This window comes from Microcoleus sp. K4-B3, from assembly GCF_036704615.1.
In the GTDB taxonomy this organism is placed as follows: domain Bacteria; phylum Cyanobacteriota; class Cyanobacteriia; order Cyanobacteriales; family Microcoleaceae; genus Microcoleus.
The window spans coordinates 185271-200532 of the sequence record NZ_JAUBSF010000003.1; the positions used below are offsets into that span (position 1 = coordinate 185271).

Here is a 15262-nt window from a genome sequence, read left to right on the forward strand (position 1 = left end):
CGGAGTGCATCGCCCTATATTAGCGCGCAACGTATAGGTAAGGTGCGCACTGCGCACCCTACATTAGCTTCCTTCTTCCTTCCTCCCTCTTCCTTCATCCTTCTGCTATGAACTTTAAAGACAAGATGTGAAATTCCGAAAAACTTAAAACTCGATATAAATCTGAACCTAAATCATTTTCTTCGATGCCCTGCAGTGGCGATCGCACCAATAGCCATCGATATGCAGCAGGCTATTGCTGAATTCAGCAATAGCCACCGTCAAAATTTTAGCATCAGAATAGGCATGCACAGCAACCCGGTTGTCGCTGGAGTAATCAGCCTTAAAAAATTTATTTACGATTGGTGGAAAGACACCGTTAACACTGCTTACCGCATGAAATCTGACGGCACGCCTGGGTGCATTTAGGTAACAGCGACAACTTATGAGCGATTCCAAGACAAGTATTTATTGCAAAGTCGCGGCACAATTGAAGTCAAAAGCCAAGGTGAGATGAACACTTATTTTCTTACAGGTATCAAATTATAGCATAAGGAACAAGGAAGAAGCAATATAATAACTCATATTTCAGCAATTTAGAATCTCCTAATCGTCCTGTGCGGTTGCTATAGTTAGTTAAAAATATAACAGTCAGTATGAACCCACACAAAAATCAGTTTCTGCGATTTCCTCAATCTAGAAATTGGCAATACTTAGCAAAAGTAGCTGCCATTGCTTTTGCTTACGCTTTGGGAGCAAAAATAGCAGTTTCAATCCCTGGCGTAAATAAATTAGCTACCTGCGTCTGGCCGCCCGCAGGAATTGCACAAGCTGCAATGTTATTATTTGGTAGTCGCATTTGGCCGGGAATAGCTTTAGGCGTATTTTTTTACGAGACTATTAATCTTAAGGTGTCTTTAACACTTGCAGCAATTAGTGCCTTTTGCGCTTGTTTACAAGCTGTGTGCGCATTTACTTTGCTGCAAAAGCTCAAGTTTCGCCCCTCACTCCATCGGCTGATCGATGTAGTCAATTTAGTCTTTTGCGGTGCTGTAGTTGCCACTCAAATCAACTGCACTCTCGGCACGCTGCGGCTCTGTGTAACTGGTTTAGTTGACTGGAGCCAATATTGGCAAATTCGCTGGAATTGGTATCTCGGAGATACATTAGGAGTTTTAATTTTTACTCCTCTGCTGTTGATTATATACAACAAAAAAAAAGCGCCAAGCACTTCACAAATTCCTGGTTCTAAAACTATTGTAAATCGCATCAGTACCGGAATATGCCTGCTGTTATTAGTAACAGTGAGTTGGCTAGTATACAACTCAAAAAGTGAAGGTAATCTCTCCGGTTATCCCCTCGAATACTTGCCATTTCCCTTAGTAATTTGGGCAACCATTCAATTCGGCCAGGGCGGGGCGGTTGTAGCATCTTTCATTGTATCGAGTATCGCCATTTGGGGCGGTTCTCAGGGAGGCGGTCCCTTTATTGCCAAAGCGCAAAATATCAATCAGGCAATATTATTTTTGCAGGCTTTTACGAGCGTAATTGTAGTTACATCGCTGCTGTTGGCTGCCACTGTAGCCGAACGCGCATCAGCAGAGGATTCACTGCGGCAAAGCGAAATTAAGTATCGGGAATTAGTCGAAAATGCTAACAGCATTATTTTAAAAATAGATACGGAAGGAAATATTACTTTTTTCAACGAATTTGCACAGAATTTTTTCGGTTACGACGAAAAAGAGATAATTGGCAAACACGCAGTGGGAACAATTATTCCCGAGATAGATACAAAAGGAAATGACTTGGGAGCAAAGTTGAGAGATATTTTGCAAAACCCAGAACAATACACGCGAAATGAAAATGAAAGTATCCGACGCAGTGGCGAGCTGGTTTGGGTATCGTGGGCAAATAAACCACTGTTTGACGCGGCAGGAAAGTTCGCAGGAATGCTGGGAATCGGTACGGATATCACAGAGCGCAGGCGGGCTGAAATGGCGCTTTGCAAGCTCAATGAAGAGTTAGAATTTAGAGTGACAGAACGAACTAATGCTCTCAATGATACTTTAAATGCACTGCGAGTTCAACAGGAACAATCCGAGCGATTGCTGTTGAATATTTTGCCTGAAGAAATAGCAAATCGGTTGAAGCGGGGAGACAGTACGATCGCAGACACTTTTGCTGACGTTACTGTCTTATTTGCGGACATAGTAGGCTTTACTCAACTCAGTTCCCTAGTTTCTCCAACGCAATTAGTAGCCTTGCTGAATGACATCTTTTCGACATTTGACAACCTAGCAGAAAGGCACGGTTTGGAAAAAATTAAGACGATTGGCGACGCTTACATGGTAGTTGGAGGGCTGCCAATTCCTCGCCCGGATCACGCAGAAGCGATCGCAGAAATGGCTTTGGATATGCAGCAGGCAATTACTGACTTCAGCAATACCCACAGCCAAGCTTTCAGCATCAGAATCGGCATCAACAGCGGCCCGGTTGTCGCCGGAGTCATCGGTATTAAAAAATTTATTTACGATTTGTGGGGAGACACCGTTAACACCGCTTCCCGCATGGAATCTCACGGCTTGCCGGGGTGTATTCAGGTAACAGAGACAACTTATCAGCAGTTGCGAGAAAAGTATTCCTTTGAATACCGCGGCGCGATCGAAGTTAAAGGCAAAGGCCAGATGACTACTTATTTACTGCAATGCCGAAAATAGCTCTAGTAAAGGTTTTTCTCTAAAAGTAAGGGCGATCGCACACTTGAGAGTGCGATCGCCCTCATTTTAATTTAGCCAAGTTTTTTAAAGCTTGTAAAGATTAATTCCAGCTTCCTTCGCCATGATTTCCAAACCCTTGTGTTGCAAGGTTTTAATTGCCTTTGTAGAAAGGTGCAATCTTACCCAGCGCTTCTCTTGCGGCCACCAAACCCGCTTCCACTGCAAATTTGCGTCTTGCAATTTGTGAGTGCGGTGGTGCGAGTGAGAAACTGCAAAACCGTTATTCGCCTTCTTCCCCGTTAGCTGACATTTCCGTGACATATTGCCCTCCAGATTACCGTTTTTTTGCGTGCAGCCTTTTATTATATAGCAACAGCGCAGAACCCCCCTAGCCCCCCTTGTTAAGGGGGGGACAAAAAACACCCGATCGCCCGCTCAGCAATAGAAATAAACTCTTGCTCCCCCCCTTACCAAGGGGGGGTTGGGGGGGGGAATTACATTGCACGTTGAGTCAATTTTGTCAAGACTTGATTCGATCGCTCGACAAAATCCTTCATCCCTTCAGCATCGAAACCCTTCTGGGCCATCAAAGCCAAGTCGTAAACGTGGTGACAAATCATACTCGCCAACTCGGCAGAAGGAGACTCCCCGCCGCCTTGAATAATCGCACCCTGACTCAAACTCGCCAGATTTTGAATCAGCGGGTGAGACGTATTCACCAGCAAAACGTGTTCTTCGGGGAATTCGGCCGCTTGCTGCTGTAAAAGCGCCGTCATGTCGCGCATCCGGCGCAAAGCTTCCGGCAAAAGTACGATCGCAGGTGGCGTCGCCTCCGCAGAGTCAGACTTCAAAGCTTCTGTGCGAATGTTCACTTTCGGCTTATTGAGAGCTTTTTGGAACATTTCTTTAACTTGTTCGCTGCGAGTTTTATTCGTCGCCGGATCGACTATTTCCGCTTCTTTTTCTTTGTCAATTAGCGTTTCGTCGATGTCGGAATCAACCCGCGAGAATTTGACATCTGAGTATTCTCTTTCCAAGAAGCTGATAAAGTGCGTGTCGATGAAAGAATCCATAAACAGCACTTCTAAACCTTGGCTTTTGTGCATAGCAACGTAAGTTGCTTGAGACGCCGGATCGGTACAATAAAACACGCGATTTTCGTGGCGTTTTTGATTGCGTTCCAAATACTCTTTCAGCGTCGTGTAAGGCTGCGTTGAAGTAGAAGTTTCCGACTTCGGAGTTACATCTTGCCACAAATCTCCTTCCTCAGTTTGCACCTGAACTTCGGGCGTTACAGTTTCTGGCTTGTCCGCTGTTGGTTCGTAGGTGCTGCGGTAGATTAAAATATCTTCGACTTGCTTTTTGAACTTGTCATCGTTGAGAGTTCCAAACTTGACAAAAGTGCCGATATCTTGCCAGCAGCGGATGTATTCGTCACGGTCGTCGCGGTAAAGTTCTTTCAGGCGATCGCCCACTTTTTTGGCAATATAATCAGCGATTCTCCGCACAGTCCGATTGCTTTGCAAAGAACTGCGAGAAACGTTCAGCGGAATGTCGGTACTGTCAATGACTCCCCGCAGCGGCATCAAGAATTTCGGGATAATTTCTTCGCAGTGGTCGCTGACAAAAACCTGATTGCAGAATAGCTTAATATTGCCTTGGGTAACATCGACATCCGGCCGCAGTTTCGGAAAGAAAAGAATCCCGTTGACAATGAAAGGATAATCTGTATTCAGGTGTACCCACAGCAGCGGCTCATCTTGGAACGGGTAAAGGTAGCGGTACAGTTCCAAATAATCTTCTTTTTGTAAATTGCTGGCTGATTCCCGCCAAATTGCTTTGTGCTTGTTGAGTTCCTCTCCCTCAAATTTGATGGGAACTGGCATGAAATCGCAGTAGGTTTTGATTAACTGCTTGATGCGGCTGGGTTCTACATATTCCTGTTCTTCATCTTGGAGAGTAAGAGTAATAGTAGTGCCGCGTTCGGTGCGGGTGGATTCTGATAGTTCAAAAGCGGGGGAACCATCGCAAGACCAGTGTACTGCTTGCGCGCCTTCTTGGTAAGAAAGGGTGTCAATGTCTACTTTCTTCGCCACCATGAAAGAAGAGTAGAAACCGAGACCGAAGTGACCGATAATTGCGTCGTCGCCGCTGCCTTGGTATTTTTGAATAAATTCTTCAGCGCTGGAGAAAGCGACTTGGTTGATGTATTTTTTTACCTCGTCGGCGGTCATGCCGATGCCGTTATCGGAAATTGAGAGGGTTTTGTTTTCTTTGTCGATCGCAATGTTGATTTGCGGTTCGCCCATGTCGCCGCTGTATTCGCCGGAACGGGAAACCATTTTGAGTTTGGCAATGGCATCGACGGAATTAGAAATTAGTTCCCGCAAGAAGACTTCGTGGTCGGTGTATAGCGACTTCTTGATGATCGGGAAAATATTCTCGGTATGGATTGAGATTGTTCCCTGTTCTAAAACTGTCATAATTTTTCTCTCTGTGACTGCTAATTGCTGATAAGTAGGTGGTTACAAATAAACATTAGATGGGGAGGGCGGGTGAGAGCACTCATCTTCTCGCTTGTATGATAAATTCTTAGCTACACCCGCCCCTACAAGATACTATGTTTTTTTCCCTTACCTACTTAGCTATTTAATGATTTTGGGCGATCGCGCTACCTTTTGCAAAAGGGATTACCCCAAAAAGATGATTCGGTTTCCCTCACATAGTAGCTCACAAAGGCAACCGCAGCAGGAAAGTAGCGCCTTGCCTCAATTCGCTGCGGGCGCTGAGGCTGCCGCGGTGTGCCCGGGCTATGGTTTGGGCGATCGCCAATCCCAGTCCCGAACCGCCGGTATGGCGCGATCGATCGCTGTTGACTCGGTAAAATCGATCGAATATTCGCTCTAAATCTGCCGCCGCTATCCCAATACCGGTATCTTGAACCTGAACGATCGCCTCCTGGTGGCTGCAATCTAAAATAACTGTTACTTTTCCCCCAGCAGGAGTATATTGAATGGCATTAACAATTAAATTAGCAACCAAACGGTAAAGTTGGTCCGAATTGCCGACAACATTTAATTGCTGCTGCACTCGCACTTCGGATGTTAACGCTACCTTAGAAGCGATCGCCATTGCTGCCAATTCCTCGACTAAATCGCTAACCAGGTCATTCAAACAACACAATTGAGGGCGATCGGGTATCGCTTGATTATCCATGCGAGCCAGCAGCAGCAAATCAGCCACTAACTGAGTTAATCGTCGGTTTTGGCGATCGATCGTCCGCAAAATTTCCCGCGCTTCTTTTTCATCCAATTGAGGCGTCAACAGCGCTGATTCTACTGTCGCCTGCGAAGCCGCTAAAGGCGTCCGCAATTCGTGAGCAGCATCCGCTGTAAACTGTTGAATTTGTCGGTAGGAATAATAAATCGGTTTCATAGCCAGTCCAGCCAATAACCAACTAGCAAAGCCTATCAAAATCAATGCTGTAGGCAATCCTAATTTCAAAACCCATTTCACTGTATTGAGATAATTATTGAAGTCTTGCAGGCTCCGCCCAACTTGAAAATATCCCCAATCTTGCTGTGTTTTGGTGTGTAGCGCTACAGAAATTTGGTGATAAACATTGCCTTTGGTGTCAGTTATTGTTTGCCAGTATTGGAAGTTAAATGCTGGTGGTAATTCTTCGGGATAAGCGCCTGCGGTAGCAATTAATTTCCCGGAATAATCAAATAAACGAATATAGTAATAGCCTTGGTTGATAGCGCTTAAAATATGGCGGCTTGGCAACTGTTCTTTAATGCCTTTAACTCCCATTAGGCGGAGGTTGGGCAAAAGTTCGTTTACTATTGGCTCCAAGCGTCCGGGCTGCTGCAATTTGAGTTCTAGGCTGTCGTGTAGCGTCCCCGCTACCGATTCTAATTCCCGGTCTATGGCTACCCAGTGAGCGTGGGCGATCGCCTTATATACGCCAAATCCCAACAAGCTTAAAATCAAACCCATTACAGCCGCATAGGAAATTGCTAATTGCCAGCGAGTTCGATTAAATAGTTTATTTTGATTCACCTTTCATATCTTGCTAGTAATTGGTAATTAGTAATTAGTTGAAGATGTTTTTTTTTACCTACCACAGAGGACGCAGAGAACGCAGAGGAGGAGAAAAGAGAGAATAAGCTCTTAAATAATCAGGTTTATGACACCCGTGTCTAAGTCCTATTAAAATAAACATTGCCAGGTAATAATACATTTTTTATATTTGGCTGTCAGGCCAAATCTTCATGTTTGAGGAGTTCTGCATATTCGCTTATTCCGAGTTCCGCAAGTTGTCTGTCTTCTTCGGCAAATTCGCCGTATAGTGCAGCTAAGTTAGTTTCATCGATTGCTGGAATAGTAACTAATCTGGCACGGAATTTCAGGAAGGCAATAAATTCAAATACTTGTTTGAGTTGTTCTAGATCGAGCTTTTCTAACTCTTGTTGGATTAAATCTTTCATGGCAGTTATATTTCTGATGGAGTTTTCTATATTATAGCCCGATACTGGAAACGAGATATAATCCCCCCGCCGTTGCTCCTACAGCTTTAATTTCTCATCCGGTATCCGACGCCGTGAACGGTTTCAATTAAATTCGCACCGCCAACCGACTCAAGTTTGCGCCGCAGCAAGCGCACTTGAGCTGCTACCACATTGCTAAAGCTATCTGCACTCGCCTCCCATAGCTGATTCCGAATTTGGTCGGTGGTAACAATTTGATTCGGATGTTTCATAAAGTATTCTAGCAGTTGAAATTCTTTGTTGGTCAGCGAAATTATCTGATTTTTGCCGTGGGGGTCGAGATGACAAGCAGTGCGATTTCCGCAGTCGAGAACGAGATTTCCTACCCGTAGCTGTTGGGGCTGAATTTGGGGGGAGCGCCTCTGCAATGCCCGCAACCGTGCTAACAGTTCCGCCATCCCGAATGGCTTGACTAAATAATCGTCAGCCCCGGCATCTAGTCCCGCAACTTTATCTTCCATTCGGTCTTTTGCTGTTAGCATCAAGACGGGCAGGGCGCTATTTTTAGCACGCAATCTCTGCAGCAGTTCCAATCCTGACAATCCTGGTAGCAACCAGTCAAAAATAGCCAGGTTATATTGCGTCCAGTGACTGTCTAAATATTCCCAAGCTTCACTGCCATCCAAAGCCCAATCAACTATATATTTTTCCTGCTTTAAAGTGCGATCGATCGCTTTCCCTAAATCTGGCTCATCTTCAACTAGCAAAACTCTCATAACTCTAATTTATAGCGGTAAATCCTTATACATTGTTAGCGATCGGCAGCATCTACCCCAACATCTAAGCTCACATACTGAGATGAAATCAGCATGAAATTTTCTGACCGAAACTAATGGGCTCGCCAGCCCCCGGATTCATTCCAACGCGCAGGCTGAGTGACGGGAATAAATCTAAAATCTAAAATCTAAAATCTAAAATCGATTGACTTCCCAGAAAAAGATAACAGTTGACAATGATTGACAACAAGCTGGTAATGTCTTATAATCAACCACGAGTGATTTTTTGAGAAATTTTTTCAATAAGTATGACAGATTTATCCGATCGTCCCGCCATTAAAAAGGCTGGGCGCTGGAGTCGCCGCCAACTGCTACAGCTAGGAATAGCTGGTGCTGGGGTAGCGGGGGGCGCGATCGCACTTCAAAATTTGACTCGCAAACCGACATCAGTCGCGAGAATACCGCCTATGCCCGCAGATGCACTCACCGTCAGCAATATCAACCCGATGCAAATTGCGCGGGATTTTGATTACGGCACGGTGACGCGCGAAAACGGGCGCACGGTTCGGGAATTTCGCCTGGAAGCTAATACTTCGATCGTCCAACTTAACAGCGCGGTCACTTTCAACACTTGGAACGTGAACAATCGCGTGCCGGGGCCGACATTGAGGGCAACTCAGGGCGATCGCATCCGCGTCATCTTTTCTAACAAAGGTGGACATTCTCACTCGCTGCACTTTCACGGCATTCATACCAGCGAAATGGATGGCGTTAAACCAGTGAGAAACGGTTCGGTATTTATTTATGAATTCGATGCCAAGCCTTACGGAGTGCATCTATATCACTGCCATATTGCTCCCGTAACACGTCACATCGGTAAAGGACTATATGGAATGTTCATTATCGATCCCCCAAAACCCCGTCCTCCCGCCGATGAAATCATGTTGATCATGGGGGGATATGACGTAAATGAGGACGAAAAAAACGAACTATACGCTTTTAACGGGTTGCCAAATTATTATATGAATAACCCGATACCTATTTACAAAAATCAGTTAATCCGGCTCTACGTTCTCAACCTGATTGAGTACGAAGCAGCAGTAACGTTCCACTTGCACGCTAATTTTTTTGACGTATATCGCACGGGAATGACTTTAACTCCCAGTGAAAGAACTGATGTCATTACAATGGGAGTAGCTGAAAGACATATCTTAGAATTTACTTACGGCTACGTTGGAAAATATATGTTTCACCCCCATCAAGATGCGATCGCCGAAGCTGGCTGCATGGGTGTATTTGAAGTCATCACTTAAACCCAATCCTGCTACCAGGGTGCGCCGATTCAAATAAAGTATGAAATTATTTGACAAGCTCGATCGCAAATAGGTAGAATGAATAGCTCACAAATTGAGAATTATTCTTAATAACTTGTGAGTCCAAATGCACATAACGTAAAAATTAGCAACTGCCATGTTAGCATCCTTTCGCTTATTACCGACCGCCACCGCTACAGCCATCCTCGTTGCTCTAACCGGTTGCGTTTCCCCCACAGCCAGCAACACCGACAGCACACCCTCACCCGCTGCTACAGCCACTCCCGCATCCACAAGCGGTCACAGCATGAACCACGGCGGCAAAGGCGGGATCAACATCAATACTGCCATTCTTTCAGAGTTAGATAAACTCGAAGCCAAGTTAGGAGTACCGGCACTTTCTAACAAAATTCAAGCCAGCCGCCCTTACGGGAAAGTCGAAGAATTGGTCTCAAAAAATGTCATTACTCAACCCCAATTCGACGAAATTAAAGACATGGTGACTATTGAAGATGTCGTCCTCACAGGCGAAGCCAAAGATGTAGACTTCATGACTAAAATGGGATTGATGAAAGGGCATCTTTTCGTAGCCAAAGAACTCTTGGATCAAGGCAAACCCGACCAGGCAGAACCTCACATCGGCCATCCAGTCGAAGAAATTTATGCCGATGTGGAAGATCAGCTAAACGAGCGTAAAATTCCCGAGTTTAAGACTAGCTTAATTAAATTGCAGGATTTAGTTAAAGCGGGTGCAAAAGATCCGGCTCAAGTGAATGCGGAATTCGACACATCAATGCAAGCAGTTGACGGAGCAATTGCCGCTCTTCCCGAAACGCAGCGAAAAGATCCGAAATTCGTGCTGCAAGTGATTAACGGCTTGCTGGATACAGCTAATTCCGAATACGGAGCGGCGGTTGCTAACGGCAAGATTTCGGCAATTATTGAATATCAAGATTCGCGGGGTTTTGTCATGTACGCGGAAATGCTGTACAAAGATATCGCCGAGCAAGTGGCTAAAACCAGCCCCGACATTGACAAAGCAATTGTTGCCAACATGACAGAACTTAAGACAAATTGGCCAACGGCGATCGCACCCCCCGCGCCCGTAAAAACCACCGAACAAGTCAGCCAGCTAGTTAAAACTATCGAAAGCGACAGCCAAAAAGTTCTCAAACCAGCATCCTAAAAACATCACTCTCATCAAAAGCGGTAATTGGTAAATAATCTGCCAATTACCTCGCTCATTAACCACTCTCATTCCCCATAAAAAAATGAATTTTGGCGAAGCATTGCCCACATTTGTAATTACCCTGCGCGAAGGAGTCGAAGCCGCCTTAGTTGTCGGAATCGTTCTCGCTTGTCTCAAAAAATCAGGACAAAGTTATTTAAGTCCTTGGGTTTTCGGTGGTGTTGGCGTTGGACTTATCGCCAGCGCTTTGATAGGTGTACTGTTCGGCTGGACTATTCAAATTTTATCCGCATCCAATCAGCCTTTTGCACCGATTATGGAGTTGCTGCTAGAGGGAATCTTTGGGCTGATAGCGATCGCAATGCTGAGCTGGATGCTGATTTGGATGACCAAACAAGCGCGATTTATGAAAGCCGAAGTTGAAGGCGCTGTGAGTGCCGCCTTAACGCAAAATTCTCATGCCGGCTGGGGCGTATTTAGTTTAGTTTTGATTGCCGTTTTGCGCGAAGGATTTGAAACTGTTTTGTTTGTCGTTGCCAAGTTTCAACAAGGGATTATTCCGGCGATCGGCGCTTTGGCCGGCATTCTCTCAGCCACTGGACTTGGCGTCCTGCTGTTTAAATGGGGAGTCAAAATTAATATCCGCTTGTTTTTCAAATATATGGGCATTTTATTGCTCTTTATTGTAGCGGGTTTAGTGGTATCTACATTGGGACTTTTTGACAGCGCGATGAATATTTTATCGCAAACAAATCGCGAATCAGCAGCACTGTGTTTCTATTACGAAAGATTTACTAAAATCCACTCTTGCATTCTCGGGCCGATGGTCTGGAATACCTCGCAACTGCTTCCCGAAGAAAAGTTTCCCGGTTTGTTGTTGAGTGCGCTGTTTGGCTACACGGATAAGCTCTATGTCGTGCAGGCGATCGCCTATTTGATGTTTTTAGGTACTGTCGGTGGCATCTACTTCCAAAGTCTGGCAGGTCGAGTGTTTTTCCCGTTCAAAAAAAACTCAGGTAACGAAATAAGAAATTAAGTGCGATCGAAACGCGATCGGCTTTTTAGTGGAAATGCAGGAGGCAGTTGTTTGTGGCTAATAACTAATGCGCCCATAAGTTAGAGCGCATTAGGAAATCAGCTATCTATTGATTGAAGGTAAAACGACCGTCAACTTTTTCTCCGTTAATATCAGCAGTCACCTTCACGGGATAACTTCCTGCATCTTTGCCGGGAAACACCACAGCGTAATGTTTGCCCTCAGCATCATACTTGAGAGCTAGGGTTTGCTGCTTTCCATTCGGCAACTGCACTTGCGCTGTCATTTTGGCGTTAGGAACTGGTTCCTTTTTCTCCCCTTTTTGCAAAAAAACATCTAAATGAGTTCCGGTAGCTTCTTTTTCAGGTACAAACTCTAAATAGTAAGCTCCAGACTTTACCACTTGCCCCCCTTTAGTTGCTGTTGCAGGAGCAGTGGCGGGAGCCGAAGACGCAGGTTGAGAGGCGACAGGAGGGGATGCTGGAGTGCTATTTGGATCGCTTGCTTGGTCGCCTTTACTGCAAGCTCCCAAAAATAGCAATCCTATACTGCCTAGAATAATTAAATTTGATTTGAGCGATTTCATTTGTTTGAGTCTTTGCGTACAAGGATTAAAAATCATGATACCCCAAAATGAAATCAGGATGAAATCTTCATACTTTCATACAGGTATTCGGAGCGCGACCTCGGAAATTAAATATTTTTATAAATCTTAATGTTTTCCCCCTTGACTCTATAGCCGACTTGAGGGTTTATGTTATTTATAGTTTCCCAAAGAAACTTTTCGATCCTAGATTCCCCGGTAAAAATTAATGACTAAAGCAACTCCGACTAAACGATTCACTCTCGCAGCTTTGACGGCAGTTCTCCTGACAGCAGGTACAGCCGCTGTTGTCTTTGCTGCAGGCCCCTGCACTACTCCTACTCCTGACTGCCCGCTAGCTAATTGCGATAAATAATCCTTATTTTCCCCGGTGTGTGTAGATTACCTCACGGATTTTTAGCAGGGATAAGCAAGAAAATATCCGAAAGCAGCAGTAACTCTGTTTTGAGTTACTGCTGCTTTTTTAGCCACTAGAATTATAGACAAGATAGAATATTTTATAATAAGAACCTGGCTGACTATAACCAGCACAAAAAAGTGAAAGTGGCTACCGCTATAATTATAGGGTTCAAACTTACCTAGAACTGCTATGACAAAATTTGAAGCAGAATCCCTAGAACAGCAGCTACTAAAAATTGGAGAACTAGCCAAGCAAACTGGTGTTGCTGTAGGCACCCTGCGATACTATGAAAGCCTAGGGTTACTGGAACCTACCTTACGCAGCAGTAGCGGTTACCGTTACTACACAGCCGATGCTGCCAGACAAGTGCAATTTATCAAGAAAGCTCAAAGACTCAACTTTTCTCTTCAAGAGATTCAGCAAATTTTGGCATCTCGCCGTCAAGGAATAACAGCTTGTCCGCTAGTGCAAGACTTATTAAGTCGCAAAATTCATTTCCTTGAGGAGGAAATTCAGCGCATGAGTGCGTTCAAAGCTGAGTTGGAAGCTTATAAAAAACTTTGGACAAATCGAGTTTCCGACAATCCCGATAGCGAGCAACTTTGCAGCTTGATTGAGGGTGTTCATTAGGCTTTATCAGTTCGCTATTTCAGCTTTAGCTACCTTCCCGTCTTCAATAACTGGCTGAGGCTGTTGAGGTCGTAAAAAATGCCCAAATTGAGCATACAAAGCTGGCAAAACTAACAGAGTTAGTGCTGTAGAAGTAAATAAACCTCCTAAAACTACTACTGACAGCGGTTGGAGGATTTCCTTGCCCGCCCCGCCTTCAAATACTAAAGGTGCTAAACCCAAAGCTGAAGTTAAAGCGGTCATCAGGATGGCGTTGAGCCGTTCCATCGAGCCTTTAATAATTGCTTCCTTAAAAGGCAGTCCTTCGGCAAACTTAGAGTTGTAGTTGTCTACTAAAAGCAAGCCGTTACGGGTAGCAACGCCGAATAATGTGACAAAGCCAACCAGGGAAGCTACAGAGATGATGCCGCCAGTCAAAGCTACCGCAATTACTCCTCCCACTAATCCGATCGGCAAATTAATCATAATCATAGCAGTTGAAGGAATTGACTTGACGGACAAGTACATCAATACTGTAATTACCAAAAAGGCGATCGCGCTAAATATCATAATATTTTGCGAAGCTCTTTGCTCAGCTTCAAATTGACCGCCGTACTGGATAAAATAGCCAAAAGGCAACTGTACCTCTCGTTTTACTTTAGCTTGAATTTCATTAACAACCGATCGCAAATCCCTACCTTTAGCATTAGCCGCTGCTACAATCATCAACCAAGAAACATTACTAAGACAATCCTTGCGATACAAAACCCGCCCAATAATAAGGACTGTTAAAGGGTAAATCCTCCTTAGCGCATCCTTCTAACCGCTGCTGCTGCGCTTCTATTTTCCGCGCCGCTTCAAGTAACTTTTTAGACTCTGTTTCGTTCATCGCGCCCCGATGTTTTTCCATTATCGCTGCGTGCAATTCTTCCAGATGCTGGGCTAACGCGCTTTGATATCGCGCTGCAAACTCTTTCCCCGTTAAATTACGCAAGTTTTGCTGTGCTTTTTGCAACGCCCAACTGCGCGACAACCCAGCTTCCCGCAAGTCGTAGTAGAACAGAGATAGCATCGCACTTGCCAAATCTTCCACCGACCATAACGTACTGACGACACTCCTGGCACCGGCACAGAGAAACCCCACAGAAAGCGTCAGTATCTCATCGGTAACATCGGTAACAGAGAAATGAGTTTCGCAGTTGCAGGTGAAGGCATCCGACAAATCGGGCATTCGCCAACCGGGAGATAGCAATTGTCCCAGTTTCAACCCACATTCCGCAGATGTGGGTCGGATTTTTTTATCAGTTGTGAAAACTTGGAAGCGAAGCGCTTTTGGGATGAAATTATGCAGTTTTAGCATTACAGAAGCTTGTCAAATTTACCTAAACTAAGTTAGTTGAAATAATTGACTTTTTCTCATATATTCATGTTGCTATTTTACTGTAGTTTAGACTAAATAAAGATGAGAACGGTGGCTTTCAGAAGAACTAGAGCCACCGCGCCGGGAGAGAATAAGGGTGAAAAAGAAAACCTATCCACTCCCTTAATGAACACTGAACGATTAAAGGACTTTCGTCAAGCAGCATACGAGTTATTGGTGCTAGCGAAAGATGCAACATTCGAGCTCATGGATGCAGTAATGACAACAAGGAATGCGTCTTGTTTGGCGGAATTTTCGCTCAATCCATTATTCAATCGTCAATGGCCCAGCGTCTACGAAGCGTTACAAGACTGTAGACCAGAGCGGAAAAAACTGATGGAGTTGTATCTGGAGCAATTACAGAAAGAAACACTCCCAACCGAACACATATTAGTGGCAATTGACCACACTGCATGGGGGAGACCAGATGCCAAAACCTTAAAAGACAGAACCCATCAATATCAGAGGGGCGTAACTGTGGGACAGGGGTACAGTACAATTGCCTGGATACCTGAAGCTCATGGAAGTTGGGCATTACCCCTACTCCATGAACGAATTAGTAGTGGGTCTTCACCCATACTTCAAGCAGCTTCCCAACTCAAGCTTGTCTGTGAACAAAGTGTCAACCCAGTTTTAGCAGTCTTAGACGCCCGAATATGGCAATGCAACTTGGGTATTAGCGCAAGCAGATATTCAAGCTGATTGCTTAATGAGAGTCCGAAAGAATGC

At 44.8% G+C, this 15262-nt stretch carries 14 protein-coding genes and 2 pseudogenes; 8 read left to right on the forward strand and 8 right to left on the reverse strand.

The genetic code is table 11. The features are described from left to right. Positions 1 to 192: 192 nt before the first annotated feature. Both QUA78_RS03255 and QUA78_RS03260 read left to right on the forward strand, forming a co-directional pair. A pseudogene (locus tag QUA78_RS03255) lies at positions 193 to 528 on the forward strand (adenylate/guanylate cyclase domain-containing protein); the annotation flags it as partial. Positions 529 to 635: 107 nt separating this feature from the next. Then, complete coding sequence (locus tag QUA78_RS03260; RefSeq protein ID WP_333304807.1) at positions 636 to 2696, forward strand: adenylate/guanylate cyclase domain-containing protein; 2061 nt, start codon at positions 636 to 638, stop codon at positions 2694 to 2696. 84 nt (positions 2697 to 2780) lie between these two features. Here QUA78_RS03260 and rpmB read toward each other — a convergent pair whose 3' ends face one another. From rpmB to rppA, 5 genes are all read right to left on the reverse strand, one after another. Further along, positions 2781 to 3017, reverse strand: a complete 237-nt coding sequence (gene rpmB / locus QUA78_RS03265; protein WP_006634309.1) for a 50S ribosomal protein L28 — start codon at positions 3015 to 3017, stop codon at positions 2781 to 2783. A 173-nt stretch (positions 3018 to 3190) separates the two neighbouring features. Continuing rightward, a complete protein-coding gene (htpG, locus tag QUA78_RS03270; protein WP_333304805.1) occupies positions 3191 to 5179 on the reverse strand; it encodes a molecular chaperone HtpG in 1989 nt (662 codons plus the stop codon). A 247-nt stretch (positions 5180 to 5426) separates the two neighbouring features. Continuing rightward, positions 5427 to 6758 (reverse strand): two-component system sensor histidine kinase RppB, encoded by a 1332-nt coding sequence (gene rppB, locus QUA78_RS03275; protein WP_333304803.1) that lies wholly within the window; start codon positions 6756 to 6758, stop codon positions 5427 to 5429. Between the two features lie 197 nt (positions 6759 to 6955). Next, a complete protein-coding gene (locus tag QUA78_RS03280; protein WP_333304801.1) occupies positions 6956 to 7186 on the reverse strand; it encodes a hypothetical protein in 231 nt (76 codons plus the stop codon). Positions 7187 to 7272: 86 nt separating this feature from the next. Next, the gene (gene rppA / locus QUA78_RS03285; protein WP_333304799.1) at positions 7273 to 7962 is read right to left on the reverse strand and encodes a two-component system response regulator RppA; all 690 of its coding nucleotides are present in this window, start codon (positions 7960 to 7962) and stop codon (positions 7273 to 7275) included. Between the two features lie 308 nt (positions 7963 to 8270). On the opposite strand from rppA, the gene QUA78_RS03290 reads away from it, so the two are divergent. From QUA78_RS03290 to QUA78_RS03300, 3 genes are all read left to right on the forward strand, one after another. Continuing rightward, positions 8271 to 9275 (forward strand): multicopper oxidase domain-containing protein, encoded by a 1005-nt coding sequence (locus QUA78_RS03290; RefSeq protein WP_333304797.1) that lies wholly within the window; start codon positions 8271 to 8273, stop codon positions 9273 to 9275. Between the two features lie 157 nt (positions 9276 to 9432). Beyond that, positions 9433 to 10461 (forward strand): helix-hairpin-helix domain-containing protein, encoded by a 1029-nt coding sequence (locus QUA78_RS03295; protein ID WP_333304795.1) that lies wholly within the window; start codon positions 9433 to 9435, stop codon positions 10459 to 10461. 85 nt (positions 10462 to 10546) lie between these two features. After that, positions 10547 to 11500 (forward strand): FTR1 family protein, encoded by a 954-nt coding sequence (locus QUA78_RS03300; protein ID WP_333304793.1) that lies wholly within the window; start codon positions 10547 to 10549, stop codon positions 11498 to 11500. A gap of 106 nt (positions 11501 to 11606) precedes the next feature. On the opposite strand, the gene QUA78_RS03305 is transcribed toward QUA78_RS03300, so the two are convergent. After that, complete coding sequence (locus QUA78_RS03305; protein WP_333304791.1) at positions 11607 to 12086, reverse strand: hypothetical protein; 480 nt, start codon at positions 12084 to 12086, stop codon at positions 11607 to 11609. 226 nt (positions 12087 to 12312) lie between these two features. Between QUA78_RS03305 and QUA78_RS03310 the strand changes: the two genes are divergently transcribed. Then, a complete protein-coding gene (locus QUA78_RS03310) occupies positions 12313 to 12459 on the forward strand; it encodes a porin (RefSeq protein ID WP_333304789.1) in 147 nt (48 codons plus the stop codon). A gap of 234 nt (positions 12460 to 12693) precedes the next feature. Next, a complete protein-coding gene (locus tag QUA78_RS03315; protein ID WP_333304787.1) occupies positions 12694 to 13134 on the forward strand; it encodes a heavy metal-responsive transcriptional regulator in 441 nt (146 codons plus the stop codon). A gap of 6 nt (positions 13135 to 13140) precedes the next feature. Here the strand turns inward: QUA78_RS03315 and QUA78_RS03320 are convergent. Together QUA78_RS03320 and QUA78_RS03325 are read right to left on the reverse strand one after the other, a co-directional pair. Next, a pseudogene (locus tag QUA78_RS03320) lies at positions 13141 to 13854 on the reverse strand (efflux RND transporter permease subunit); the annotation flags it as partial. 1 nt (position 13855) lies between these two features. Further along, positions 13856 to 14380: a CHAT domain-containing protein gene (locus QUA78_RS03325; protein ID WP_333398585.1), complete on the reverse strand. Its 525-nt coding sequence runs from the start codon at positions 14378 to 14380 to the stop codon at positions 13856 to 13858. Between the two features lie 279 nt (positions 14381 to 14659). On the opposite strand from QUA78_RS03325, the gene QUA78_RS03330 reads away from it, so the two are divergent. Beyond that, on the forward strand, positions 14660 to 15235 hold the full coding sequence (locus QUA78_RS03330) for a hypothetical protein (RefSeq protein WP_333398586.1): 576 nt from the start codon (positions 14660 to 14662) through the stop codon (positions 15233 to 15235). The last annotated feature ends 27 nt before the right edge of the window (positions 15236 to 15262 follow it).